This is a genomic window from Peribacillus sp. Bi134, from assembly GCF_918698065.1.
GTDB lineage: Bacteria > Bacillota > Bacilli > Bacillales > DSM-1321 > Peribacillus.
The window spans coordinates 536,240-563,235 of record NZ_CAKKLN010000001.1 but is presented as its reverse complement, the minus strand read 5'-3'; the positions used below and the strand labels follow the sequence as shown (position 1 = coordinate 563,235).

Below are 26,996 nucleotides of genomic sequence, written 5' to 3'. Positions count from 1 at the left end.
TTACATTTCCTCTAACAATTTATTAAGATCTTCGCCCATTTTCGCCCAACCATATTTCGCACCATTGAACGCTTGATCTTCTTTTTCGAATCCTGATTGTTCAAGATGTAAATAGGTTGTTCCATCCTCGTGCTTTAATGTCCATGTGACTGTAGTGTTTATCCCGCTACCTACCCAAGTGTAAGATAATCTATAAGGCTCCTCAACTTCAAGAACTTCGGAATCGATAACTAAATTCCACTGTTCATTCCGGAACTGAAATTTATGTCCGACGACAGGTTTAATATCATTAGCCATTACCCACTTCGCAAGAGTATTTGCATCCGTTAAGGCGAGCCATACCTTCTCGATTGGGCTCTTAAAATTAAAATCTTGTGATACTGTTAAATTCATCTTTTGTTCCTCCTCTAATATTTGGTTTAAAAGCAGCATTCTTTCACTCCAGAATTTCCTGTAAAACGATACCCAATCCTCAATTTCCCTCAACGGGGCAGCATTCAGCCGATAACGCGTTTCCCTGCCGATCTTTCTGCTGATTACGAGACCAGCCTCTTTAAGGATTGTCAAATGCTTTGAAACCGCAGTACGGCCCATTTCAAAATGTATAGTCAACTCATTGAGTGGCAATTCTTCCACGTCCGCCAACAAACGTAGCAATTTACGTCTTGTTGGGTCAGCGATGGCTGCATAAATATCACGCTCTTGATTTTTCTCGTTCAAAATCACCCCCCCTTTTAATTGGACACCGATTGGTGTCTTTTATTATATGACACCAATTGGTGTCCTGTCAATTTTAGTATTGACACATGGTATTTGTTTTATTCTCCTATCATCAAGTATATAGGTTCCTTATTTACTAGTTGTTCAATAGATTAAGCTTCAACCTTATTAAATCCTTTTACAACTAAATTTCCCTGTTTGATACAGTACATTTGTTAAGAAACTAACACTTATACATAAATAACCAATTGTTAGCCGCTTTTTTTGCAAAAGATCAGAATCGAAAACGGGCATCCTAAAAAACTTCGTAAGCTTGGAAGTAAGCAGCGATATATCCTCATTGATAAGCAAAGTGGAAAGAATTTAACCGGACTCAATATCAGGCAATGCTCTTAATCATTCGCGAGGGCGGAGGTTTATTATTCCTTGATTCACTAGACAAATTGGGTAGAGATTATGATCGTATCATTCGAGAAAGGAAGTATATCCCCCGATATCCGAAAGCAGATATGAGACACATTTGATAGGAGGAAATCCAGAGGGTGAGGGTGATACGGGGGAATTAATGGTGGACAAATTTTAAATTCTGCTTTCAAGTTGATTGGATCGGGTGTTCGAGACTTCTGCGGGAAAAGCGTGTCCAAGGAGACCCCGTAGGCGCAAGAGCGCCGAGGAGGCTCCCGGACCGCCCGCGGAAAGCGAGTGCCTGAAGAGGAAATCAATTACAAACCCTCGATATAATAAATTATTTGTCTATTTCAAGACTTTTTAACATTTGACGTAATGCTCCAAGATGATAAGCTGAGTGGGCAATGGTCGCATTTACATTTGTCAGCCATTTTCCTAAATCGATTGTATCGATTTCTTTGAAAAGAGTTACATATTCCTTATGTAATCCCTCCCTTATTTCCGCCCATTTCACCTCATCAACTTGAGCAATGGTCCAGCTTGCGTCCCAGTCTTTTTCAAAGTCTGTGCCACTAATCATTGTTCGGATTACCCATAAATAATACCGTGTGTGGTCTGAGTGAGCAGCAATGGTTGATCCATTTATGGAACGTGAAGCGTCTTCTGCGGTTAAACCATCAAGTGTCCCAAAAATCCCTGTATTCGGTCTTGAATCAGTATAATAGCTCCCATCATTTCCCGGTCCTTCAAACGTTTCTTTCAAAAGCATTTTTATCGAACTTTTCAACATCTCGCTCATCTCAAATCCCCCCAATTAATTTAATCGACTTCATTACTTTATAATACACTAAGACAAATCTATAATCGTTTATATTTTGTTAAATTAATCCAGAAATAACGCGAGTTTATAGAATTACTCGCTGAACTGGCATAAGGTAAAGGCTTCCTTTAACAGTTAACAACCCTATATGGTATTGACGCTGCACTTAACATGGTGAATAAAATAAAAATACCTTAAAAAGACCGTTCCTTAAAAAACAGGAACGGCCTTAATTATTTATCTAAAAAATATGATTCAGTTTGATAAGTATAGAATGCTAAGTCTAAAGTTTTAGTAGCTTTTCAATCGCTCCTCCAGGGACACAATTCTAAACTTTAACTCTTGATTCGAGTCTAAGCCCCCTATTACAATTTGATTATCTTCCGTAATGGTGACATATCTGAAGGTTTCTTCGCCGTGAATCTTTATTTTTGTCTCCAATGTCGTTTCCATTTTTGCAAAAACTTGATCTGTGTATGTAAGCGGAAGAAGATCATCTAATCCTTCTTCAGGGCTGCCGAGCCACTTAAACATGAAATCTTTCAATGAATATTGTTCAATCATCGATAAATGATTTTTAAAAATTAATTTGTCAATTGTTATCTCTTTCAACTTAACCACTCCTCAATAGTATCTAAAGTTTATATGGATAAACTCATAACATCAAGGGCATTCCAATGACAAACCATTACATTTTGATTACTTGCTGACTAAATAAACCCTTTCCTTCTAAAAAATGGAGTTATGTTACCTTGAAAATAAATTGGAGAATGATTTTTTTTGAAAATACGACTAGGATTAACATGTAGAGGGATTATTTTCTGAGATTTGCACGTTTTGGTATTGATGATTATCCGTGAAACAAGGATGTTCATTTCAGTCGAAAACAGCCTCCATTTGATTATGAAATGAAGGCTGTTTTTCTTATATGAAAAATGAATAAACTACTTTCAGTTAAAGCCATTAAATTATAATTCTTGTTTTCCTTTAACACCATTTATCGAATAGCTGATTTTAATGTTGGCATTTAATGAGTGATATACTGAACAGTACGTATTTTTTGATAATTGAATTGCACGGACCACTTTATCTTCAGGCAGATCACCCTCTAATAAATAGTGAATATGAAAATCGGTAAACCGTTTAGGATGATTTTCCGATCGTGCCCCTTCTATTTCTATTTGAAAGGCCTTTGTTTCAAATCGCATTTTTTTTAATATCATTACAATATCAATACCTGTGCACCCAGCAAGAGAATGTAAAAGTAACTCCGTGGGTCTGGCTCCGCTATTTTTTCCTCCTGCTTCTTCGGCAGCATCCATCTTAATTTCATGTCCCGACGGAGTTGTGCCAGAAAATGCCAGTTCCCCTGTCCATGTAATCATTGTCTTCATATATTTCAATTCCTCCCTTTCTTGTTGTTTTGTTCTGTTCTAAAAATAGTCCGTATTTCCATTTAACGTAAATGCATTTCATTTAAGTATTTAAAAATATTTCCCCAATGGGGTCAGTGCGTAAATATACAGTGCACTGGGCTTCTGGATTTCTTATACTCTAACTTTTGATGACTTTCCATACCTTATATTCTTCCCACAATACCTAATTAGTTAGTCATACTGTAAAATTTGAACATTGGCCTTAAGGCACTCGCTTTCCATGGGTGGTCTTGCGCCCAGTGCGCCTCAGGACGCGCCCTTCCCGCGGGAGTTTCGAACACTGGTTCCAATCGACCTTTGTATTAAATTTTAGATTGAAACACTCAAAAAAAAAACATTCCAGGTGATTTCAGAAATCCGCTACCTTTCCGCTGACTGCCTGCCAAGCCTTCTCGACGCGAGCGTCTGTGGGGTCTCGGCTAGCCAGTTTTTCGGCAGGAGTGTCGCAAATTTCTTCAATCTATTCAGGGGTTCATCCATATATTTATGTGTAAAAAACAAGATGGATAACTAATTTTACCTATAGAACATGGTTGTGAGAGCTTTTCGAACCGCCATTTTTGGATATAATGGTTTTAAAATTTCGATAGAAACATTTTAAGCTTGCAAAATGAAAGACATCATTTCTTCATTTACCAAGCAGTTTTATAGTTTCCTTCTCCACTCAAAGGAGTTTTATAACTATTATTTTCCCCATCTTGCCATGTGATATTGCCATTTTCATCTTTTAGGACGAACTTGAATTCATAAAATCGATTTTCGGCTAATAGAAATGTTCCACTCCAGCTGCCTTCTGTGCTTTGAGTGAGTTTATATTCGTAATCCTCAGGATTCCATCTGCCTATTTCTCCTCTATCCCCAATTAAGTAAACTCCATGTGTGGCAGGTACATTTTCAACTGTGAATGTAACTGGAATGGACATGCCTTTCAATTTATCAGCCATCATCCTGAACTCATTTGTTGGATTTCCTTCATCGTCGAATAAATAGGACATCCTTAGCAAGGTAAATCCCTCAAAATCATGGTTAAAAACCATTTCTGCTATATTGTCAAAGCCCTCTTCATTGTTGATCAGCGGGAGTGCATTTTCCCCGTTTAATGAAATTCCTTTTTCATTAGCCAAAGAAGCAATATGGGTCACCAACGTCTTAGGAGCGCTATATGAAGGCGCAGTATGTGCATCTTGATCTCCCATTTCCAAACAGGTGAACGTGAGGGCCATCTTCGATTTTTTAAATTGATTCAATAATTGGGAGTAGTTATAATACCCTGCACTATACTCTGCTGAATGCGGCAGTACTGGATCATTCATTTTCCAATGGACGCCTGAGATTTTAGCTCCAATTGGAACGCCAAAGACTTCATCAAAATGTTTATGGGCAAATTTAGAGATTTTTGCAAGATGCTTTTCGAGTGCACCTTGATACCACTGCATAAAGTCGTATCCAAATTGAGTGTCGATTGCTCCGCCCCTGGTGAAAAATTCATCCCCATTTCCTGGCGGCTGAACCTCTTTCCAGTTTTTATACGTTTTGCCCCAGGCAGCATTTAATTTTTTTATTGTTGAATATTTTTCTCTCATGTTAAGCCTGAAATCACGTTTCGCTCCTTCTGTATAAGCTTGGAGCTGTCCCCTTTCAGGATATTCCCAGCCATCAGCATTTTGATAGGAGGGGTATCTTAGTTCCCCAGCTGGCCCTGCACTTAAATATATTTTAGCTATTAAATCCTTCTTATCAGCAAAGTTCACTGCAAAGGATTTATACAATTCGTTGTACTGATCGGCTGTACCTTCCCACCATGGAGCAAGTACTTCCTTATTCCAGAAACCACTTTCACTCTTGAATGCCATGTTTTCTAGAGTGTCTTTATTCCAGAGCCAACTCGGGATGGGATAGTTGCAATCATCCCCCACATTACCGCCGCATTGATGTGTAGACAAAATGGGCACCCATTTTAAACCAGAAGCTTTTACGGTTTCAGCGTATTTTTTATAATAAGTCCAATCAAACTGATTATCTTTTTTACTCTCGACTAATCCCCACCAAATATCTGTCGTTATTGCATATACTCCATTTTCCTTCAACTGGGTTAACTGTGCTTCAAATGCCTCCCAATCTGTTATTTCACCCAATGGGGCCATTACATAAAGCTTGTAATCTGGTTTTTCTTCTGCTATTCCAGGTGTATTTGATAAAGGAACAAAATACAGCATAAAGGTAAAAACGCCAACAGATAATTTGTTCATAAAAACGCCAACCTTCCCCTATAACTTTATTCATTTGTTCATCGAAATCGCTTACATTCATTCGTTTTAATAAAGGAATTCCTATACTAGAAAGTATATTGCCTTTGGAAATATTTATCAATTATTCTGCCAGGGAAATTTAGTTCAAAACACAGCAAAGAAAAAATGGATAGTCTTAGAGACTATCCAGCAGACTGTAGACAAACTCAATGAAAATCGAGTCTGTCTTTAGTTTTTTTATGGTTTGTGCAATGAATGTTGCCTCCAGCACTCGCTTTCTGCGGGCGGTCCGGGAGCCTCCTCGGCGCCTTTGCGCGGGGTCTCCCCTGGACGCGCTTTTCCCGCAGGAGTCTCGAACACCCGATCCAATCAACTTGTTTTAACTTTTAGATAGAACCCTTTTGTCTACAAGATGGATAGTATAAGAGACTATCCAGAGCAGCTGGTTATAAAACGATATAAACATTATCATCTTCTATTTCAACATTGAATGTCCTAACGCAACCATTATCAGGTTTTTGGACTTCTCCATTCTTGACACTGATTTTCCAGTCATGCATCGGGCAAAAGACGTGATCACCACTTACAATGCCTTCCACTAGAACCCCACCTTTATGTGGGCAACGATTTTCAATTGCCCGGAATTCACCATTTGCCAAATGAAAAAGAGCAATTTCATGAGAGCCTATGGTTACTGTTTTCCCCAGGTTTTTTGGCATCTCATTTACTGTTGAAACCTTTATCTTTTGAAGAGTTTTCCCCATTTAGGCTGCCCCCATATTCATTTATTTGATATAGCTGGAATTTTCACTTTTTGGAATAAACCGGTTTGGATTGCATTGCTCTCAATGATTTCTTTCCACGGTTCTTGCAATACGGATAAGGCCTCATCCAAGCGTTGATTAAGCTCCATCCTTTTTTGCTTATCACCAATAATCGCCTTAATGGTATCGAACCCTACACGCTCAACCCAGACAGATGTTCTTTCTAAATAATTGGCAGTCTCTCGATAATGTTGGATGTATGCACCCGTAATTTCAATTACCTCATCACTTGTTTTCACTTTGCATAATAATTCAGCAGCTCTTAAATGGGTTCCGCCGTTGCCGCCAATATAAATTTCCCATGCACCGTCCACTCCGACAACACCAAGATCTTTGATACCGGATTCAGCACAATTACGAGGACATGCCGACACAGCCATCTTAACCTTATGCGGTGTGCCTACACGTTCAAATTTCTTCTCCAGGGCAACGCCCAGCCCAATTGAATCTTGGGTGCCAAAGCGGCAAAAGTTTTCACCGACGCATGTTTTCACAGTTCGAAGGGTTTTTCCATAAGCATATCCAGAAGGCATATCCAGGTCAGCCCATACTTTTGGAAGGTCTTCTTTTTCAACGCCGAACAAATCTATTCTTTGCCCGCCTGTAACCTTAAGTAACTTAACATTATACTTATCGGCAACATTTGCTATTTTCCGTAATTGATCAGGATTAGTGACACCTCCATACATTCTTGGCACAACGGAAAATGTACCATCCTTTTGAATATTTGCATGTAGCCTTTCATTGACATAGCGGGATTCTTTTTCATCTTCATATTCAACAGGATGGATCATGCCTAAGTAATAGTTCAGTGCCGGTTTACACTTCGAGCAACCATCACTTGTATTCCAGCCGAGAACATTCATGACTTCCCGAGTATGGGTCAGATTTTTTTCGCGTATTTCAGCAACAACCTCATCTCTGGATAATGTGGTGCACGTGCATATGGATTCCTTCTGGTTTGACTTACTGAATTCAGCGCCTAATGTCAGCTCGAGAATATCACCGACTAACGGCTTACACCCTCCGCATGATCTCGAAGCACTTGTGCAGCCTTTTACTTCCTCAATACTTGTTAACCCATTAGATTCGATAGCCGTCATAATATCGCCCTTGGTTACTCCATTACAACCACAGATGATTTCCTCATTTGACATCGCAGTGACAAGACTAACACTAGTTTCACTCGTTCCAGCGTTTAAATATTCGGAAACCTCGGCATTTTTATTGATCATGCTCAATAGGTTATTGCTTTCCTTTGTATCCCCGAATAATACCGCACCAGAAATTTTTCCATTTCGAATCATTACTTTTTTGTAAGTGCCATTCCATTCATTAAATTCCTTGATTGATTTAGCTTGTTCATCCTCGAAAATTTCTCCAGCCGAAAATACATCAACACCAGATATTTTTAACTTAGTAGACAGCACTGAACCCTCGTAAGCTTTGTCTTCGAGGCTGCAAATCCTTTTGGCCAATACTTTGCCCTGTTCATATAGGGGAGCGACCAAACCATATACCATTTCACGGTGTTCCGCACATTCACCGACTGCAAAAATATTCGGGATTCTTGTCTCCATATAATCGTTCACGATAATTCCTCGATTGACAGGGATGCCGCAATCTTGGGCCATAGCAACATTTGGCTTAATCCCAACGGCCATGACCACTAAATCGGCGCTGATTTCCTCGCCATCACTAAAGCGCAATCCTTTGACATCAATTTCACCTAAAACCTCCTGAGTTTGTTTCCCAAGATAAAAATTCATCCCCTGGCTTTCAAGTTCCCTTTGCAGCATTTTTCCTGCTGCTGGATCTAACTGTCTATCCATCAAATATTCCGAAAGGTGAATAACATCTACCTGCATACCTAGATTCAAAAGACCTCTGGCTGCTTCAAGACCCAGTAATCCTCCACCAATGACAGCAGCCTTATTTTTGTTTTTTGAATATTCGATCATTTTTTCACAGTCTTCAATATTTCGAAATGCTGTCACTCCTTTTTTATCAGCTCCGTTTATCGGTAAAATGAATGGGATTGATCCGGTAGCTAAAATTAATCGATCATATGCGACTTCACGATTTGCATCTGAATATATGATTTGCTTAGTGGTGTCGATGTTCGTGACAGTTTCACCTGAAAAAAGTGTAATATTGTTTTCTTTGTACCAGTTCCAATCATTTATTGTTATTTCATCTATCGTCGTAGCCCCTTGCAATACATTCGATAGTTGGATTCGATCATAATTCGGATGCGGCTCACTTCCGAAGACAGTCACCTCAAACCTTTCCGGTTGAATTTTCAAAATTTCTTCTATACATCTTACTCCAGCCATACCATTCCCAATGAGTGCCAATTTCTGCTTAGCCATGTTTTGTCCTCCAATAAGATTTTTTTGAAAGGATGATATGATTGATTATAGGTGACGTCACTTTTTATCGCCACAAGTGTGTAATAAAATCTTACATAGTTTTTAAAAATTAATAATTAATGTTAGTTTTTATTACAAATATTCAGAAAATTAGGATATAATATCCTTATTGATCTAGCATAAATCCAAAATGAGGTGATTTTCATCGTCCAGCAAAAAGAAACTTATTTAGACAGAAAAGTAATTTCCATAGGGGTGGTCAGAGAATTAACCGGACTATCCGATAGACAAATCCGTTACTATGAAGAAAGAAAACTCGTTTTCCCCGAAAGATCTAAGGGGGGTAACCGTAAATACTCTTTTTCCGACGTTAAGGCATTAGTGGAAATTGCCGATAAAATAGAGGATGGAGTGCAAACCAATGAAATTAGGCAGGAAAAATTAAAAGAGAACAGAAAAATTGAACAGGAAAAAATGCGAAAAAAAATGCTGCAGGGCCAATTAAATGCACACTTTGGCCTACGCAATTGATTTTCGCTAAGCAACCGCAATTATAAGCCGATTCACTACATACCGTAACTATGCTTATTTCAAACTTCGATTAGCCAGGTAACAAATTCACTTTACATCTATAAAAACTGGACATGATGACTTTCATGTCCAGTTTTCATTTTCATTACAGTAAAAGTTTTTTGGCTAATCATTCCTCTTCTAAGCGAACTCCTTATTTTTTGTCTTCTCTGAAAACCATGATAGCTTCTCGGATAATTTCACCACTTCTCCTATTACAATCATTGCGGGATTGGCAACCTGCTCTCTTGTAATAATCCCCACTATTGAGTCGATTGTTCCTGTAAAAGTTCGTTGAAAACCTGTCGTTCCTTGTTCAATGACAGCGATGGCGGTTTCAGGCTTCTTTCCGCAGGATTGTAATTGTTTACAGATATATGGCAGGTTTTTAATACCCATATAAATTGCAATGGTGTCAACACCATGTGCCAAATGATGCCAATTGATGTTATCAGGTTTGCCGGTCACGCAGTGTCCCGTGACAATTGCGAAGGAACTCCCCCATTCCCTGTGAGTCACGGGAATTCCAGCATAAGCTGGCGCAGCGATTCCAGACGTGATTCCAGGAACTATTTCAAATTGAATTCCGTGCTTTACTAGTACTTCTGCTTCCTCACCGCCTCGTCCAAAGATGAAACCATCTCCCCCTTTTAGACGAACAATCGTTTTTCCCTCCATTGATTTACTAATTAACAATTGGTGAATGTCCTCTTGAGGGACATAATGTTTACCAGGCGCTTTACCGCAATAAATATATTCAGCTTCAGGTTTACCGTATAAAAGCAATTCACGATTTACCAATCGATCATACAAGATGACATCCGCTTCCGCGATGCATTTGATTGCCTTGACAGTAATTAAGTCCGGATCACCAGGTCCGGCACCAACAATATAGACCTTACCTTTTTGCATCCTTTTTCCCCTTTTGTTGTTTAGTCATGAAAGCCCTGTGTAATTAGGCTCTGCTGTTCAATTATGATAAAACCAAAAATACATTATGATGAACGGGAAGAAAACCTCCCTTAATGAGACGTTAACTCAACTATTGGATGAACTTTTACAGCACTGACTTTAAAGCCAGGCATTTTGCATGTCGGGTCTAAATCCTGTGAAACGAGGCGATTGACATTTTGTGAGTCTGCCCAATGAAAAGGAACGAAAATTGTATCATGGCGAATGGTTGCTGACCATTTGCTTCTTACAACAATACTTCCCCGCCTTGATTCGATTTTCACCAATGTATTGTCTGGAATATGATATTTCTTTGCTGTTTCCGGATGGATTTCCATATATGATTCGAAATTTCTGGCGGCTAATGATGAGCTTTTTCTCGTTTGTACTCCTGTTAAATAATGTGACATGATTCTCCCTGTTGTTAAATAAAGGGGAAAATCCGTACATGGCTGTTCTTTTGGAACAAGAGGCACATTATTAACCACAACCATGGCCGCCTTTCCATCCGGATGGGCAAAGGACTTTTCGAATAACCTTTTTGTCCCTTTATGGTCAATGGTTGGGCATGGCCACAATATGCCTCCTTCTTTTCTTAATCGATCATATGTTATACCATAATAATCAGCGGTCCCCCCGCGGCTTGCCACTCTCAATTCTTCGAAAATCTCTTTCGCAGATTGAAAGGGGAAATACTCCTCTTTTCCAAGAGCTTTTGCTATATCACAAATGATTTGCCAATCATGCTTCACTTCCCCAGGGGAGGAAAAACTGGCTTCCCGCAAGGTCACCCGTCCTTCTAAATTTGTCATCGTTCCTTCATCCTCTAAATAAGACGAAGTAGGTAAAATTAAATCTGCCAATCTAGCAGTTTCAGAAACGAACATGTCTACTGCGACAAGAAACTTTAATTTTTTCAAAGCCTTTTTGACAAAGTTAGCATTGGGATTTGAAACAATTGGATTGGAACACATTAAAAACATTCCTGTAATTTCACCTTCATTTATCTTCTCTATCAATTCGTATGCCGATACGCCTTTACGCGGCAAATCGGCTTCATCAATTCCCCATATTCTTGCAATATGTAATCTATGTTCCTCATTTTCAATCATACGATACCCCGGCAGCTGGTCAGCCTTTTGGCCATGTTCTCTTGCTCCCTGCCCATTTCCCTGTCCAGTGATAGCTCCATAACCGGAATTCACTTTTCCAATTTTCCCTGTAGCAATAAGAATATTAAGAAAATTACGAACAGCAGCCGAACCATCTGTTTGCTGTTCAACTCCCCTTGCTGTAAAAATCATTCCTGATTCTTCTTTCCCGAACATTGCAGCCGCTTTTTGAATTTGGTCGATAGGCACCCCTGTCATTTCTGCAATTTCCTCCAACTTTAAAGATGTAACATACTCTTTAACTTCGTTGTAGCCATTTGCACGGTCCCGGATAAATGCTTCATCAGTAAAACCTTCTTCAATGATCACTTTCAATAATCCGTTTGCCAAGGCGGCATCCATCCCTGGTTTTACTTTTAGATGTAAGTCAGCCATTTTCGTTGTTGCTGTTTCTCTTGGATCTACAGCAATGATATATGCCCCATTTTGTTTCGCTTTTTCGAAGTATGGCATGATTGTCGGCTGGCATTCCGCAATATTCGTGCCCGCCAAGATAATGCACTTTGTGAACGGAACCTCTGATAAGCTGTTGGTTAGGCCCCTGTCCATACCAAACGTTTGGCTTGCTGCCGAAGCAGCTGCGGACATGCACAATCGGCCATTATAATCTATATACTTTGTTTTTAAAGCTACTCTTGCAAATTTTCCAAGCAAATATGCTTCTTCATTTGAAATGGATGCACTTCCATATACAGATAAGGCATTTACACCATCTTCCGCTTGAATTCTTGTGAAATTCTCCTTAATGTGATTTAATGCCTCCTCCCAAGATATTCGAATAAATTCACCATTTTTTTTAAGTAATGGGTATTTGATTCGGTCGTTATGCAATGCATGTTGGTGTGCATTCATTCCTTTAATGCATAAGCGCCCCTCTGAGGTTGGATTATCTTTTCCAATCGTCATATACTTTTTTCTTGTCACTATTGTTTGTTCCAACAGCTGCATCTTACATTGCATACTGCAAAATGGACATTGTGTTTCATATCGTTTTTCTGATTGGACCTCTTGTTGCTTCGTGCGGAAATATTTTAATAATAATTCAGTCAAGGCTGCTCACCCTCTACTCTTTGATTTCTTCTGATACAAACATTATCCGTTTATCTAAAGGTAATTCCACTTAGTTCATTCACTCATCTACGCCATTTCCAATCGTTGAGATAGTTGCTGGCTAAGTTCATTATCAAACAAAACTTCTCTAACATGAATTAAACCCACTCGTTCAATCCATTGCCAAGTCCGTTCTAAGTAATTGGCTGTTTCACGATAATATTGAATAAAGCCGATGATGATTTCAATTGCTTCATCATTTGTCCCGGCTACACATAACAGTTCACCGGCACGAATATTACGTCCGCTGCTTCCGCCCACATATATTTCCCAGCCCCTGTCAACGCCCATGACACCTATATCTTTCGTTGTTGATCCTGCACCGTTATGCATACAAGCAGATATGCCCATCTTAATACGATAAGGTGTTGATACATGCTCCAATCTTTTTTCCAAATCTACAGCAAGTAAAAGGGATTGCTGTTTTTCACAAGAGCAAACATTCTCACCGATACATGTTTTGACGTTTTGAACGGTGTTACCATATTTCGAACTTAACGGCATGTCTAAATCAGCCCACACACTTGGAAGGTCTTCTTTTTTCACACCCATTAAATGAATCCTTTGTTCACTTGTTATCGCCACATGAGATATATCATATTTATCTGCAACATTTGCAATTTTTCGCAAGTCTTTCGCATTCGTCATCCCGCCGTACATTTGCGGGATAATAGAGTATCGATTATCACTTTGAACTGTTGCATTCTTTTTTTCATTTATGAAGAGGGTTTGCTGCCTGATCTCGTATTCTGGATGAATCATCCCTAAATAATAGCTAAGGGCCGGCCGGCAAGTTGAACAGCCTCCGTCATTTCCCCATTGAAGAACATCCATCGCTTCTTCGATAGTTTTTAAGTCTTGGAGCTGCATTTTATACACGACTTCATCTTCCGTTAATGTCGTACATGAGCAAAACGCAGTTTGTTTCTCATCCTGAGTAGAGAGATTACTTTGAATATAGGTCAAAAGCTCGGTAACTGCCGGCTTACATCCACCGCAAGAACCGGTAGCCTTTGTGCATTGTTTAACTTGTTCCACTGTTGTTAATCCCTTTTTTTGAACCGCTTCAATGATTGCCCCTTTTGAAACAGCATTACAATTGCACATGATTTCATGATTTGCCATCGAAGCGATTATTCCCTCACCCGTACTTGATGATTGGAACAGTGCACGCTTTTCCTCTGAAGATACTTCTTGGCGCTTTATAATCATATCGAGTAATCGTGAGCTGATGTTTGTATCTCCATACAGCACAGCACCCATTATTTTTTCCCCTTGAAAAACCACCTTTTTATAAACACCATCTAATTCATCTATAGTTGTGATTGATTTCGTTGTTTCATCACCAATGAAATCTCCAACAGAGAATAACTCAACTCCTGATATTTTCAACTGGGTGGACAGGACAGAGCCTTGGTATCCGTTGCATTTCATCTCACAAATATGCTTTGCCAGCACTTCACCTTGTTCATATAGAGGTTTCACCAATCCATAAACAATGCCTTGATGTTCAGCACATTCACCAACCGCATAAATATTTGGGATGCTGGTTTCTAAATAATCGTTTACAATAATGGCACGATTTGTATCAATTCCGCTTTCTTTGGCCAACTGAATATTCGGTCTGACTCCCACAGCCATAACGACCAAATCTGCTTCCAGCTCCGTTCCGTCTTTAAAACGGACGCGCTCTACACGTTCGTTGCCGATTAACTCCTGTGTTTCCTTTTTCAAAAGAAAGTTCATTCCCTGGTTTTCCAACTCTTTTTGCAGCAAAAGTGATGCCTTTGAATCAAGCTGCCTTTCCATTAAATGGTCAGCAATATGAACGACATGCACTCCCATACCAAGGTTTAACAGCCCTCTCGCTGCTTCTAAACCTAATAAACCACCTCCAATAACGACAGCTTTTTTATATTTGCGTGAAGTTTCAATCATCTTTTGGCAATCTTCAATCGTCCGAAATGCAATGACGCCTTCTTTATCAACACCGGTAACAGGAAGAATAAACGGGACAGAACCTGTGGCAATTATCAGCTTATCGTAGTAAACTTCCCGTTCTTTGTCCGTTTTTAACTTCCGAGTCTCTTTATCAATTTTTACAACCGTTTCCCCTGTGAACAATTGGATATTGTTCTTCGTATACCAGTTTCGATCATTTATCGTAATATCTTCAAAAGAAGTGTTGCCTTGGAGCACAGTCGACAATAAGATTCGGTTATAGTTGACGTGTGGTTCACTGCCGAAAACAGTAATCTCAAAAGCAGCCGGATCATTCCTGATAATTGATTCAACACAGCGTAATCCCGCCATTCCGTTCCCTATAAGGACCAGTTTTTGTTTAAACATTTTATCCCCCCAAACAAGTACTGAAACAAACCGATATAATTAGTAAACAAAATTCTAAATCTTAACTGAATTCTTTCCGAGTACCCACGTTTTTTTCCATGAAAGCTGAGCTAGACCCAGGATAAGCAACGCCGCGATTCCAACTGCGGAAAATACTAAAAATCCTGTAGCATATGTGCCAGTAATCTGTTTTAACGTTCCTAGTATGTTTGGAACCAAGAATCCGCCAACACCTCCGGCAGCTCCTACAATTCCTGTGATAAAACCAATTTCTTTAGAAAACCGCTGTGGAACTAACTGAAAGACAGCCCCGTTGCCCATACCGAGAAATAGCATTCCGATGAACAACAGAATCGTAACGACAGTAAGGGAATAAAGAAAACTAATCCCAAACATACATAATGTGAGTCCAATAAATAAAAACATAAGCAGCTTAACTCCACCTATTTTATCGGCAATATATCCTCCGACGGGACGAAAGAAACTTCCGGCGATGACACATAATGTAACAAATTCCCCAGCCCTAATTCGTGTTAGCCCATACTCATCAACAAAAAAGATGCTTAAAAAGCTGGTAAACCCGACAAAGCCCCCAAAAGTCACACTGTAAAGAATACAGAAATACCACGTATCCCTTATTTTAAATACATTGAAATATTCCTTGAGCGGTTTTGCAGGCGGTTGAGATGGTGCGTCTTTTGCGATTAAAATATAAATGACAAACACGATGGTTAAAGGAATCAAAGCTAATCCCATAACATTATGCCAGCCAAGAGACTCTGCAATACGCGGTCCAAACAATGTCGCAAAAAGAGTTCCGCTGTTACCGGCTCCCGCAATGCCCATCGCTAGACCCTGCAAATGCGGGGGGTACCAGCGGCTGGCCATTGGAAGTGCTGCAGCAAAACTTGCACCTGCCACTCCGAGCAAAATCCCAATTAAATAAAGCTCGGCTAAACTTTCTCCGAATAACCAACCCCAAAAAAGCGGAATCATCGTAACAAGCATCCCGCCGATCGCTGTTTTCCGCGGGCCGATGCGATCAGTCAAAAAACCTAGGACGATTCGAAAAAACGAGCCTCCCAAAATCGGAATAGCCACAATCAAGCCTTTTTCAGCTGGGGAAAGCCCGAAATCCCTTGTAATATAGACACCAAGTGCACCTAATAATACCCAAATCATAAAACTGATATCAAAATAAAGGAATGAAGCTAATAATGACGGAGCATGACCGCTTTTTTTCAATTCAGATATTTTCACTTTTCATCTCTCCAATACTTTATTAATTGAATATTCGTTTATTTTACTCTTATAAAAGCAAGATTTCTTTGTTTATGTCAGAAAACATTACACACTTTTTTTGTAAGTTATAAAATGTGAATACTTTGAAGTCGTTATTGGTTAAAATTTAATAATTTCATATCGTTTTTCCTATATAAATCGAATGATAATGTAGTTTACTTAGGTGAGGTGTAGTCCCAAGCTTGTTTAACTTTTCAGTTATGGCAGGAGATATACCAAAGATACCTCCAATAACTTTTCCATTATCTCCATACAAAAAAAGAGAAGCCTAATGCTTAAGCTTCTCTTCCAGACTGTAGATAAACACGTTATTTAATTGAGTTTGTTTACAGTTTTAATATTTGTCCGTTAATTTCCACTCCAGGCACACACTTTTCCCGCAGGGGTCTCGAACACACGCTCCAATCAACTTTGTTATAACTATTATGATAGAACTCCTTTTGCCTACAGTCTTTTTGTTTAAAATAGAAGAAATAAAACTAGAGGTGATATCTATTCAGCGAGATTAGCTTTAAATGATGATTGAATCTTTCATTAGAAGGCGGGTTCTTCACACAGCACGAAATAAGGAACTTTTTCATATGATGTGTTATGAGCGGCATGAGATTAATAATCTGATTATATCCGGGGAAAGGTTGGGTGCAATAATATGAAGCAATATCCATTTCATAACATCCCATTTCAAAATCTTCAGAAAAAAGACATGTCATTTGAAGAGGTATTCGTTCATATTGTTGAGTTCATGAAATTGAACCCTTCCGGTAACTATCGATTAATGGTCGGTACAGATTCGCAAGTACATAAAAAACATACTGTTTTCATTACGGGCATCGTGATACGGCAGGTCGGAAAAGGTGTATGGGGTTGTATAAGAAAAGTGATGATTCCTAGAAGGATGCTGCATTTACATGAACGTATTTCCCAAGAATTGTCGTTAACGGAGGAGATCGTGTCACTGTTTACAGAAGAAAGAAAAAACCAATTAATCGATATTGTCCTGCCTGCTGTATACCAAGGGGCAACGTTCACGATGGAGGGGCATATTGATATCGGGATTGGAAAGCGGAACAAAACCAGTGAGTTTGTAAAAGAAATGGTAGCCAGGATGGAATCCATGGGCGTGGAACCGAAAATCAAACCCAATGCTTTCGTCGCTTCAAGTTATGCCAACCGATATACAAAACAAGAGTAAATGTCTTTAGAAAATGTAATATTCCAAATCAACCTACACTGAATTTGTAAAGGGCTGTGAAAATAAATCAAGACAATTCTTATTGTACGGTATTTGAAAACAGCAAAAAACCGGCCTCAGACCGAGACCGGCTTCAACATTTAAAGATATAAGCCGCCATTGCCGTATTCAGTAAGAAAGTTTTAAACCACCACTCCTCAAAGTGGGTGTTTGCAGAAATAATCCTGTTGTCCAAGTCAGTGACGAGGCATAACATTCCTGTTTCAATATAAAACTCCCTATTACAGCTTAAAGGTTAAAACTTTATTATCATTACGAACAGTGCAGCTTGTATTGTTATAATACTTGAATTCCTCATATGTTACAATGTTAATTATCACCATATTAATAACCTATGGCTGACTAAGGGAATTATCGTCGTATTAGCCCTTTATAATAGCATTCGTTACAATCAAACTATTGATCAAAATAACCGATAAAATCCCCTTCGTCTTTATTTTGCAGATATAATACCGTTTCTTTGTCAGAAATAGTAGGCAGTCCAAAATTTTGTTCATACCTCTCAATTCCTTTACCTGTAATTATAATCCAATCCCCTTCCTTTCCAGCTTGTATCGCCTCCTGTATAGCAAGTGTTCTATCAGGAATAACCTTCCCATTTCCAGCAGAGTAATCGCTTTTCAGTTTATTTAGTGTCGATTCCATCCCCTCCATTCCCTCCGAATTCAGATCATCCATCGTCAAAATGGAAACATCACTATGTTCCGATGATACTTTAACCATTTCAGCCCTTTTGGTTGTATCTCGTCCACCTCGGAAACCAAAGATATGATAAATTTTTTTGGCTCCGCATTCTTTGGCAGTTTGAAGCATGTGATGTATGGCATCTGCAGTATGTGCATAATCGATGACGATTGTCGGTCCATATTCTTTCTTATACATTTCAAACCTTCCAGGCACACCGGAAAATTGTTTCAATGAAGTGAGAATTTCCTTTTTTGAAATTGGAAACATCTTCGCTACGGAATAGGCGGCAGTCGCGTTATATAAATTATGAAGTCCAGGTAAAGGTAACTCAATTTTCACAAAGTCATGATTCTCATTCAATAAAATAAAGGGATTTGTTGCAGTATTATAATTGGTGATGGTTAAATCGAAGCGATTGGATTTTCCAAAGACAAAGGCACTGACGTTCTTTTCCCGTAAGTATTCTTGTAGTCTTTCTCCCCAGAAATCATCCCCATTGATGATCGCAAGACCATTAGGTTTCAATTTTTCAAATAGAAGTAATTTTGCCAGGAAATAATCCTCCATCGTACCGTGGAAGTCGAGATGGTCATGATACAAATTCGTGAAGACACAGAAATCAAATTCAATTCCTTCTAAACGGTATTGAGCTAATCCATGTGAAGACACTTCCATTATGACAACCATGTCCCTACTTGCAGCCAGTAAGGAATTCAACTCCATGCTACCTGGAGTCGTATTATGGGAATCGACTTTGTTTCCATTGATAATATGCTGTATCGTACCAATGACGGAACAGGTTACCCCATTTTCTTTCAATATTTGCTGAAGCATATAACTCGTTGTGGTTTTTCCGTTGGTACCTGTAATTCCTATCATTATTTTTTGCTTGCTTGGATCTCCATAAAACCTTTTGGCGATTAGCCCTAATGCTTTACGGCTGTTCTCCACTCGTAAATAAGGAATTTCCAAACCCTTAATATCGCGATCGCCAATCACAGCTGATGCCCCTAAACGAATTGCATCTTTAATGTAATTATGGCCATCTGACTTATATCCGGTTACGGCAACAAAAAGGTATCCCTTTTTTATTTCTTTAGAGTTATCGGTTACACCTGCGATGGATATATGTTCAACGTCCTTTGGCAAATCCCAGTTGATCGCATCTTTCAATATGTCTTTAAGGATCATTAACTTTTCTCCTTTTTCATTTAAGCTATTCACCTAACTTTTTTTGAAAATGAAATGCATAAGTTCCAACATGCCATTTTTAGTATTTACCAGTACTCTAAAAATAATTGTTAAACCAGAATTTGTTAGTTGAACAGTAAAAAGAAAAGCAGCCGATAAGGCTGCTTTTCTTGGCTATTGCTGTATAGAGGTGTGGGCACACCGCAGGATACTTACGATTGGATTTCCAGTGGTTTGGATTCGGCCTTTTGATTGTACAATGGCAAAATGAAAAACATTCCTATAATAAAAAAGAAAGCGGCGGTTTCAAATATGGCGACGAGTGAAAATTGCTCTTTCAGCACGCCTGCCGCACTCATGGTCAAAACCATCGATCCAGTGAATAATGGGCTTAAAATTCCATTGACCCTTCCGATGAACTCGCCTTCGGTCCTCTGCAATATCAATGTATTGATACCGATTTGGATACAAGGCAGCATTAGTCCATTAAAGAACTCGGCAGTAAGTGTAATCCAAAGATTTGTCGAAAGTCCCATTACCGCTAATCCAATGGCATTCACAAGCATTCCGAATGCTAATAATCTCTGAGGTGCCACTTTTTTGGCAAAAATCATCACCCCAGCTCCGCCTAAAATCATACCAAACCCATTCACCATAAATAACCATTGCAAATTTTCCTTAGGAAGTTCCAGTTGTTCGGTAACGAGAAATATAGAAAGTGGCTGAATGAAGCCCAGTCCAAGCCCGGCTGCCAGAAAACATAATCCTAGCAAACTTAGTTCTTTTTTTCGCAACACATAGCTCACTCCGCTTTTCATTTCCTGCCATAACGTTGTTTTTGCTGTCTCTTCATTCAGTTTTCGATCTTTTGGAAGAAAGGCGAGTGCTCCTGCTGAAAGTAAAAACGCCAGGCCAGTAATCGCAATCGAGATGTTTATCCCGAATGATTGGAAGGCAAATGTACCGAGAATCGGACCTAAAACCATAAATACTGCGAAGACGGTCTGATAAACGGACATCCCTGTCTGAATTTGACTTTCAGGCAAATGCATCTTAAATAGCTTCATGCCTGATGGCTGAGAAAATTGAGAAAGTATCGCCGAAATCAAAGTTGCGAAGAATACCATTTTCCAACTGCCAAAGATAAGCGAGATTAGCACAGCAAATACAGATATTGCACTTAATATATCACACCAAACCATCGTTTTTTTCGGACTCCAGCGGTCCGCAAACGTCCCTCCAATGAATGAAAAAATAAAGATGGGAGCAAATTCCGCTACTGATATCATGGAAATGGCAAAAGCATCCCCGTTTGTCTTTTCCATGACGAATAACAAAACTGCAAAATTCCGTACCCATATCCCTATTTGTAAAAACAGGCCAGAAAAGATAATGGCCCGGAATACACGATTTTTAAAAATGTTAGGTTCCTTATTACTTAATGTTACGGATGTGTTTTTTTCCATATAAAAACCTCCTGTGAGATTTCTGGACAGGAGGCAGTACAATACAAAATTAACAAACTAAAAGATCCCTAATGGACGGAACACAATGATCTTTGTTTGTATTTTAGTACAGACTAATCCTATCCAGAAAAAAAGTTCGTATTTAGCACGCATTTTTTCTCTTAAAGAATAGGATTAAATGATCATTGTTTAAAGGTCACCCTTCCATTTTATGCTAATTCGATAATAATCTATTTAATCTGATAAATCAAGGTGAAATTTATAAATAAAATTTTTTTCAGAAAAGTTTGTGCAATTCCCCGCATAAAAAAAGGCTCCCTTTAAAAGAAAGCCACAGATAGGAGACAACTCGAAAAAAGCAAGATTGCCTTTAGATTTTTTAGTTAAAAACGTTCCAGTTTATTGATCGGGAGTTCGAGACTCCTGTGGGGAAAGCGGTGCAAAGGAGACCTCACAGGCGCAAAGGGCGGACCGCCCGCGGAAAGCGAATGCTATACGGTCCAATCAACGTTCGAATACTTTCTTTATAAGAAGGCGTTTAATATCCTTAAGTTCCCGGGTACTGTCACTAATTTCGGTCCTTTCTTACACTCACCATCATTAGTTCATGATAATTCCCGGAATACCTCAGGCAATTGTGTTTCTTCTTTTAGTTCTCCAACATACGTTCTTGTTTAGGACTTCCCTGCACAAGTAAATGGGAAGATGGCATTAGAATTTTATGCTCATGAAGAGCAGTCATCATTTCAAACCTCACACTCCTTGATGTTTCAAAGTAATCATCAGGTTTCACAAGTCCCACAATGCATAGTTCATATCCAACATATTTAAGATTCGGATTTAAATCCGTAATGCCGATGTATCTAAAATCCTCTTCAGGTGTACCATCCTCTAGCCTTAGAAGGGTCTCACCATACTTCTCATTACAGATAAGGCATATATCCTCCAACAGCCGTTTTACCTTTTCTGGACTTTCTTGGTAGCTTACAGTGATACGCTCAATGATTCGCATTCTCCCTTTATTAAAATTTTGAATTGTCCTGATTTCACTGTGAGGGATTGTCAGCAATTTTCCTGACCATTCCCTGATCTGCATGAACCGGATACCTATTTCTTCAATTGTCCCTGAACTTGTCCCATTGAATGTAACGAAATTCCCCACCCGGAATTCATTATCTGAAAGCCTTACAAATCCCAATAAGATATCCTTAAGCATTTGCTGAGCCGCAAATCCGATAACGACCCCTACAATTCCAGCTCCAGCCATGATTCCCTTTATGTCTATAAACTGTCCAATCAGATAAATGAGGAAAAGTCCTGCTATGCCGTATCTAAGAGCAGACCGGGTAACTCCCTGTATCGTTCTTTCAACTTCTTCCACAAAAAAATTAGATCTTTTAAAGAACCATTCAACCATTTTATTCAAAATATAATAAACGGCCAATAAAAGTAAAGCCAATATAAAAAGCCTCAATAACAAAAATTCTTGCAAATAATCCATAGCCCGCTCTGTAAATTTCAAGACATTCATGTTCCCAACTCCAATTTCACTTTTATTCAGAATCAATTAAAATCCAGTCATCATCTTTGCCTATTATCCCTTTATCAAGGATAAGTCTTGTTTTAAGACGGTAGGAAACCCCTCGTTTATAAGGCTCCTTCAATATAGGAAGACAAAAGTTAAAAGGAATTTCATTGCTTTCCCCTGAATTTATCTCCCTTGAAGACAAAATGGTGCTCGTTTTAAGGATCTCTTCCAATCCGGTAGAATGAGTATCCATGATCAAATCACATTCAATCCTCCTTATTCTTTGCGCAAGGGTACCACCCTTAATCAAGAAATACCCATTTATGCATTCACCAGATTTATACGTATTTTTCGGAAGGATTAAATCTATTTGTGCAGAACCTATTCCTAAAAGTAACAAAGATTTTCTCAGTATCAACTAATACACTCCATTTATATTTATTTGTTTTTCTACTAAACCCTCATGTTTATACATTTCCGTAAGGGCAGCCTGATCTGGACTACAAAAAAACCTTTACCATTTTGGTAAAGGTTTACTAAAAGAAAATAGACCTTTACCAATAGGTAAGGTCTGGCTAACAACAATATGCTGCCAACAACACCGAGAGCAAAGAGCCCCGTAATGACGACGTTGTTGTAAAAGCTACTCCCCTTTGGAGAATGTATTCAAGTATATAATTTATAATACGGTAGGATTAGAAAGTTTGTCAAACCTTTATATTTTATTTTTTTAGGCGCTTCCCGGGAAATTCGAATTCTTTGTACATAACTTGATATTAATGAAAATATAATGAATCAACTTGTCCCGTTATTGAAAAAGAATGATCTTCTGGGTTTTAAATAGGCCAGTTCGTGGAATATGAAGTATGTAACAGCAGTGACCTTCTATTTAAAACGCGTTTTCAAAAAGAATAAAATGAACAAACTATGTATATTTAATGGAAAACTAAAATTATATTTAAAAATTAACAAGATTTCTCTTTTACTTGCGCCAATCATGTTGTAATATAAATGTAACAATTGTAATATTTATTAAACTTTCGTTACATAAGTATCCTATTAGGGATTGGGGAGATTAATTATGAAAAAATTTTTAGGTATGCTATTATCCATTATTTTATTTTTCACTCTAAGTGGTCAGGTTACCGCAAAAACGACATCACAGAATTTGTCTGATGCAAATGCATTAAAGATAGCCGATAATGCCAGCAAACATTTTTGGAATGCTTTACATGGATATAAAACCCGTTCATGTTCACAAAAAACTTTCAATTATAAAGGGACAGAGTATTCATACCTTTGCCAAGAGTTTAATACAAAAGATAAATTGACTACCTACTTAGCAGAGACATTTACTAATAATGCAGTTGAAAAGGGTCTGACCAAATATAATTACATTACCCATAAAGGGAAATTAGCCCGTCCAATCGGAGACGGCTTCAGCATGTTGGAGTGGAGAAAAGCAAAAATTAAATTGGTTTATCAAAAACTGAACGTTAGGTCCTACAACTTAACTGTACCTACAGTCGACGGTGAGTCAGTAAAAAGAACGGTTACCTTTTATAAATCCGGATCCACTTGGAAAGTCAATCAGTTCGATGCAGTTCAATAAAATAAATAGTTGATTTAAATGTAACGCCTCATATGCCTATTCCATATGAGGTGTTTTTCTGTTTTCCCTTTTATCTTGAGAAATCTTTTCACATCATGGAACTTTAAAAACAAAAAAACACAGCTAGGTTGCTGTGCCTTAACGGATTTTTGCCTTTCGAAAGCCTTGATAGGAATCATAGGCGGCAAAAAAGATTGTGATGAGTATGAGACCCCAGTAAATCGAGGTTTTCCAATCATCGATTGAAAATAGTGTTTTTTGGTATGCAATGAATTCGGGGTTCAATAAATTAGGATTACTGATGATGATGATGAAGGTCAGAGTGGACAACAGCTGGTATATAGCATGGAATAAAGCTAATTTCAGGGTCCATTGTCTTAAAAATAATTTATAAATTGCCAAGAGAACCCCAATGATAACAACGCAAGATACCGGCAGCCTATAGGTATTCAATACCTCTTGATTAAAAGAAGGTGTTACGAAAATGAGACTGTCATTTCTTTTTTCATAGACGCCTAACAGGTTTGCTGCATTGAAATAAAGGGCCGCGAATACAGAAAGACCTAACAAACTTGCAAATATCTCGAACATGGAAATCGCTTTTTGCTTTGAAATGTTCGGAATATCTTTTAGGTTTTCCGGTGTCCATGGTTTCAAGTCTTTGGTTAAAGGGGACTGATCTTTTGAAGTATCCATGCGTTCTAAAATGACAAATGAGAGCGTCAGCCAGAAAAACACTTGGATACCTGTACTGATGATACCTGCTATCGCTTTCCCGATTATGGTGAAAACCGCATCCATAACCGTATTATCACCCATTTCCCGAAACGGATTATCCCCTACTAATCCAAAAAGTGAAATGACTGCAGCAATTGGTAAAATCATTTTCAACAGACTGATATAAAAATCATAATAACGCGGTCCAATCAGATGCATCGGCCGATCGCGATAACCACTTGCCAGTGTAACCGGATCTCCTAATTTTAATAGAACCGCTTTCACGTCTTGCTCCGTGTGATCCTCCGGAAGCATATCTGCGATTGTAGATTGAAGCTCAAGCCCAATATCCTCCCGGTTTTTTTCAGGCAGCCTGCGGGTCACTTCCTGAATATAAAGTTCAATCAGCTCCATCTTCTCCCTCTCCTTTTAATAATATATAAAGCTCTTGAGAAGTTTTTTCCCATTCTTCCTTTAACTGAGTAAAGATTTCTCCCCCATAATCACTTAAAGAATAGTACTTGCGCGGTCTACTTTCAGAAGTATCCCAGCTGCTGGTCACCAATTCTTGTTTTTCCAGGCGTCGAAGTAAAGGATATAAAGTACTTTGATCAATGGTAATTCCCGACTTCTCTAAACGCTGGACAAGCGAGTACCCATACTGAGGGGTTTTGAGCTGACTCAGAACAGCTAACGTCAAAGTGCCTCTGCGCAGCTCAGTAGTTAATGAATTCAGTAAAGTGCTCATCCAATCACCTCTTCCCTATACTATGTGACGTACACCATACCTTATACTATGCATCATACACTATTTTAGTTCTTACAACACCATAAAAATTAAAATATATTTAATTTAAAGCATAAAAAAGAGAAGCGTTTCACGCCTCTCCTTTTTGCAAATATTAATATTACACAAGAATGACCCACAATATCATCGTCGTGATAATCGTGACCACTCCTTGTATTAAGGTTGCCATTGTTTGAGCTTTATAGGCATCCGTCACTTTCATCCCGCTAAATTGGGTGACCACCCAGAAGAAGCTATCATTTACATGGCTTACTGTCATCGCACCTGCTCCAACAGCCATGACTACCAATGCAAGAGGAACAGCCCCTTCAATACCCAACGTTGGAAGCATGGGTGCAATCAAAGATGAAGTGATGACCAGTGATGCTGTCGAAGAACCCTGGGCCGTTTTCAGCCCAGCAGCAATTAGGAACGGGACCAACAGGAACAAGGAACCACTAAAGATGCTGCCCATATCCCAACTTTGGATGATGTCTGCAATCCCCGTATTTTTAATGACGGTACCAAATGCTCCGCCCGCCCCGGTAATCAATAAAATTGGCGCAGCATCCAATAAAGCGGCTCCTATCCAGTTTGTTAATGTTTCTTCATCATACTTAGGCAGCAATGTCAAAGCGGAAATTACTCCGACGAGCAATGCGATGACCGGCTGGCCCAAGAATACGAAAAATGCGGCAATCCCCCCTTCCGTCCCAAATAGCGTTAATACAGAACTGGCTCCAATCAGGACAATCGGTAAAACGATCGGTAAAAATGATTGTAAGGCAGAAGGCATCTTGCCGAATGAACGGACAATTTCATCATAATCGTAATCCAGGTCACTTCGGTCATCTTCAACTTCTATCTTGGTCGCTACTTTCATTGACCATATATAACCAGCAAGTGCAGCTGGAATGGCGGTAATAAGACCTATCAAAATGACGGTCCCCAAGTATCCGTCCGCTCCGATATTCCCGGCTGCCGCAATTGGCCCCGGAGTTGGGGGTACAAGTGTATGTGTCGCATACAAACCAGTTGCAAGCGCAACTGACATGGAAGCAACCGCCACTTTTGCGCGTCTTGCCAATGCTTTTCTTAAGCTCGATAAAATAACGAAACCTGAATCGCAAAAAACGGGTATGGATACGATAAAGCCAATCATACTCATGGCAAGCTGCGGTCTTTTAGGACCGACAATCCTCAATACGACTTCGGCCATTCGCAATGCGGCCCCGGCCTTTTCCAAAATGGTTCCGATTATTGTACCGAAAACGATTACAAGTCCAATGCTCGTCATCAATCCGCCAAAACCGCCGTTGATATTCTCAACGATCTGATCCAGAGGCATTCCGGAAGCAAAACCAACAAATAAAGTACCCAATAGAAGCGATAAGAACGGATGCAGCTTGAATTTAGTTGTAGCAAAAACAATTAAGAACACGCCGATGGCCAAAACAATAAATAACATAAAAA

21 protein-coding genes, 1 other RNA gene and 1 pseudogene are annotated in these 26,996 nt (G+C 39.0%); 3 read left to right on the top strand and 20 right to left on the bottom strand.

Annotated features, from left to right (window positions below; translation table 11 throughout):
* The 8 genes and pseudogenes from LQ188_RS02640 to nirB (LQ188_RS02605) form a co-directional block, all read right to left on the bottom strand.
* Complete coding sequence (locus tag LQ188_RS02640) at positions 1-393, bottom strand: SRPBCC domain-containing protein (protein WP_230176014.1); 393 nt, start codon at positions 391-393, stop codon at positions 1-3.
* A pseudogene (locus LQ188_RS26790) lies at positions 394-720 on the bottom strand (metalloregulator ArsR/SmtB family transcription factor); the annotation flags it as partial.
* A 745-nt stretch (positions 721-1,465) separates the two neighbouring features.
* Entirely contained in the window at positions 1,466-1,927 is a 462-nt protein-coding gene (locus LQ188_RS02630; RefSeq protein ID WP_230175945.1) for a hypothetical protein, read from the bottom strand.
* A gap of 312 nt (positions 1,928-2,239) precedes the next feature.
* A complete protein-coding gene (locus LQ188_RS02625) occupies positions 2,240-2,560 on the bottom strand; it encodes a hypothetical protein (RefSeq protein ID WP_063593579.1) in 321 nt (106 codons plus the stop codon).
* Between the two features lie 356 nt (positions 2,561-2,916).
* Positions 2,917-3,342 carry an OsmC family protein gene (locus LQ188_RS02620; RefSeq protein ID WP_101222189.1) on the bottom strand — a complete coding sequence of 142 codons (426 nt, stop codon included), beginning with the start codon at positions 3,340-3,342 and terminating at the stop codon, positions 2,917-2,919.
* 674 nt (positions 3,343-4,016) lie between these two features.
* Entirely contained in the window at positions 4,017-5,633 is a 1,617-nt protein-coding gene (locus LQ188_RS02615) for a family 14 glycosylhydrolase (protein WP_230175944.1), read from the bottom strand.
* A 446-nt stretch (positions 5,634-6,079) separates the two neighbouring features.
* On the bottom strand, positions 6,080-6,397 hold the full coding sequence (gene nirD / locus LQ188_RS02610; protein ID WP_101222192.1) for a nitrite reductase small subunit NirD: 318 nt from the start codon (positions 6,395-6,397) through the stop codon (positions 6,080-6,082).
* A gap of 17 nt (positions 6,398-6,414) precedes the next feature.
* Positions 6,415-8,829, bottom strand: coding sequence for a nitrite reductase large subunit NirB (gene nirB / locus LQ188_RS02605; protein ID WP_230175943.1), 2,415 nt, complete (start codon positions 8,827-8,829; stop codon positions 6,415-6,417).
* 195 nt (positions 8,830-9,024) lie between these two features.
* On the opposite strand from nirB (LQ188_RS02605), the gene LQ188_RS02600 reads away from it, so the two are divergent.
* Positions 9,025-9,360, top strand: a complete 336-nt coding sequence (locus LQ188_RS02600) for a MerR family transcriptional regulator (protein WP_286141290.1) — start codon at positions 9,025-9,027, stop codon at positions 9,358-9,360.
* Between the two features lie 180 nt (positions 9,361-9,540).
* Here LQ188_RS02600 and cobA read toward each other — a convergent pair whose 3' ends face one another.
* From cobA to LQ188_RS02580, 4 genes are all read right to left on the bottom strand, one after another.
* Entirely contained in the window at positions 9,541-10,311 is a 771-nt protein-coding gene (cobA, locus tag LQ188_RS02595) for a uroporphyrinogen-III C-methyltransferase (RefSeq protein ID WP_230175942.1), read from the bottom strand.
* A 110-nt stretch (positions 10,312-10,421) separates the two neighbouring features.
* Positions 10,422-12,572 (bottom strand): molybdopterin oxidoreductase family protein, encoded by a 2,151-nt coding sequence (locus LQ188_RS02590; RefSeq protein ID WP_101222195.1) that lies wholly within the window; start codon positions 12,570-12,572, stop codon positions 10,422-10,424.
* Between the two features lie 87 nt (positions 12,573-12,659).
* Positions 12,660-14,981 carry a nitrite reductase large subunit NirB gene (gene nirB, locus LQ188_RS02585; RefSeq protein WP_230175941.1) on the bottom strand — a complete coding sequence of 774 codons (2,322 nt, stop codon included), beginning with the start codon at positions 14,979-14,981 and terminating at the stop codon, positions 12,660-12,662.
* 54 nt (positions 14,982-15,035) lie between these two features.
* Positions 15,036-16,241 carry a nitrate/nitrite transporter gene (locus LQ188_RS02580; RefSeq protein WP_230175940.1) on the bottom strand — a complete coding sequence of 402 codons (1,206 nt, stop codon included), beginning with the start codon at positions 16,239-16,241 and terminating at the stop codon, positions 15,036-15,038.
* A 691-nt stretch (positions 16,242-16,932) separates the two neighbouring features.
* Between LQ188_RS02580 and LQ188_RS02575 the strand changes: the two genes are divergently transcribed.
* A complete protein-coding gene (locus LQ188_RS02575) occupies positions 16,933-17,475 on the top strand; it encodes a ribonuclease H-like YkuK family protein (protein WP_230175939.1) in 543 nt (180 codons plus the stop codon).
* 146 nt (positions 17,476-17,621) lie between these two features.
* On the opposite strand, the gene ssrS is transcribed toward LQ188_RS02575, so the two are convergent.
* From ssrS to LQ188_RS02550, 5 genes are all read right to left on the bottom strand, one after another.
* A non-coding RNA gene (ssrS, locus tag LQ188_RS02570) (6S RNA) lies at positions 17,622-17,808 on the bottom strand.
* Between the two features lie 123 nt (positions 17,809-17,931).
* Positions 17,932-19,413 (bottom strand): UDP-N-acetylmuramoyl-L-alanyl-D-glutamate--2,6-diaminopimelate ligase, encoded by a 1,482-nt coding sequence (locus LQ188_RS02565; RefSeq protein WP_230175938.1) that lies wholly within the window; start codon positions 19,411-19,413, stop codon positions 17,932-17,934.
* 212 nt (positions 19,414-19,625) lie between these two features.
* On the bottom strand, positions 19,626-20,879 hold the full coding sequence (locus LQ188_RS02560) for an MFS transporter (protein WP_101222199.1): 1,254 nt from the start codon (positions 20,877-20,879) through the stop codon (positions 19,626-19,628).
* Positions 20,880-21,528: 649 nt separating this feature from the next.
* Positions 21,529-22,410 carry a mechanosensitive ion channel family protein gene (locus LQ188_RS02555; RefSeq protein WP_230175937.1) on the bottom strand — a complete coding sequence of 294 codons (882 nt, stop codon included), beginning with the start codon at positions 22,408-22,410 and terminating at the stop codon, positions 21,529-21,531.
* A gap of 22 nt (positions 22,411-22,432) precedes the next feature.
* Positions 22,433-22,825, bottom strand: coding sequence for a sporulation protein (locus LQ188_RS02550; protein WP_230175936.1), 393 nt, complete (start codon positions 22,823-22,825; stop codon positions 22,433-22,435).
* 663 nt (positions 22,826-23,488) lie between these two features.
* Here LQ188_RS02550 and LQ188_RS02545 point away from each other — a divergent pair.
* Positions 23,489-24,019, top strand: coding sequence for an IseA DL-endopeptidase inhibitor family protein (locus LQ188_RS02545; RefSeq protein ID WP_230175935.1), 531 nt, complete (start codon positions 23,489-23,491; stop codon positions 24,017-24,019).
* Between the two features lie 138 nt (positions 24,020-24,157).
* Here LQ188_RS02545 and LQ188_RS02540 read toward each other — a convergent pair whose 3' ends face one another.
* The 3 genes from LQ188_RS02540 to LQ188_RS02530 all read right to left on the bottom strand — a co-directional run bounded on the left by LQ188_RS02540 (position 24,158) and on the right by LQ188_RS02530 (position 26,991).
* Positions 24,158-25,150, bottom strand: a complete 993-nt coding sequence (locus LQ188_RS02540) for a hypothetical protein (protein WP_230175934.1) — start codon at positions 25,148-25,150, stop codon at positions 24,158-24,160.
* The gene (locus LQ188_RS02535; protein ID WP_034306796.1) at positions 25,137-25,484 is read right to left on the bottom strand and encodes a PadR family transcriptional regulator; all 348 of its coding nucleotides are present in this window, start codon (positions 25,482-25,484) and stop codon (positions 25,137-25,139) included. The genes LQ188_RS02540 and LQ188_RS02535 overlap by 14 nt, the downstream gene beginning before the upstream one ends.
* Positions 25,485-25,644: 160 nt before the next feature.
* Entirely contained in the window at positions 25,645-26,991 is a 1,347-nt protein-coding gene (locus LQ188_RS02530) for a GntP family permease (protein ID WP_101222202.1), read from the bottom strand.
* Between the last annotated feature and the right edge of the window lie 5 nt (positions 26,992-26,996).

Coding starts and splice junctions, on each gene's coding strand:
- LQ188_RS02640 (WP_230176014.1), bottom strand. CDS start 393: ATGAATTTAACAGTATCACAAGATTTTAATTTTAAGAGCCCAATCGAG.
- LQ188_RS02630 (WP_230175945.1), bottom strand. CDS start 1,927: ATGAGCGAGATGTTGAAAAGTTCGATAAAAATGCTTTTGAAAGAAACG.
- LQ188_RS02620 (WP_101222189.1), bottom strand. CDS start 3,342: ATGAAGACAATGATTACATGGACAGGGGAACTGGCATTTTCTGGCACA.
- LQ188_RS02615 (WP_230175944.1), bottom strand. CDS start 5,633: ATGAACAAATTATCTGTTGGCGTTTTTACCTTTATGCTGTATTTTGTT.
- nirD (WP_101222192.1), bottom strand. CDS start 6,397: ATGGGGAAAACTCTTCAAAAGATAAAGGTTTCAACAGTAAATGAGATG.
- nirB (WP_230175943.1), bottom strand. CDS start 8,829: ATGGCTAAGCAGAAATTGGCACTCATTGGGAATGGTATGGCTGGAGTA.
- cobA (WP_230175942.1), bottom strand. CDS start 10,311: ATGCAAAAAGGTAAGGTCTATATTGTTGGTGCCGGACCTGGTGATCCG.
- nirB (WP_230175941.1), bottom strand. CDS start 14,981: ATGTTTAAACAAAAACTGGTCCTTATAGGGAACGGAATGGCGGGATTA.
- LQ188_RS02575 (WP_230175939.1), top strand. CDS start 16,933: ATGAAGCAATATCCATTTCATAACATCCCATTTCAAAATCTTCAGAAA.
- LQ188_RS02565 (WP_230175938.1), bottom strand. CDS start 19,413: ATGATCCTTAAAGACATATTGAAAGATGCGATCAACTGGGATTTGCCA.
- LQ188_RS02560 (WP_101222199.1), bottom strand. CDS start 20,879: ATGGAAAAAAACACATCCGTAACATTAAGTAATAAGGAACCTAACATT.
- LQ188_RS02555 (WP_230175937.1), bottom strand. CDS start 22,410: ATGAATGTCTTGAAATTTACAGAGCGGGCTATGGATTATTTGCAAGAA.
- LQ188_RS02545 (WP_230175935.1), top strand. CDS start 23,489: ATGAAAAAATTTTTAGGTATGCTATTATCCATTATTTTATTTTTCACT.
- LQ188_RS02540 (WP_230175934.1), bottom strand. CDS start 25,150: ATGGAGCTGATTGAACTTTATATTCAGGAAGTGACCCGCAGGCTGCCT.
- LQ188_RS02535 (WP_034306796.1), bottom strand. CDS start 25,484: ATGAGCACTTTACTGAATTCATTAACTACTGAGCTGCGCAGAGGCACT.
- LQ188_RS02530 (WP_101222202.1), bottom strand. CDS start 26,991: ATGTTATTTATTGTTTTGGCCATCGGCGTGTTCTTAATTGTTTTTGCT.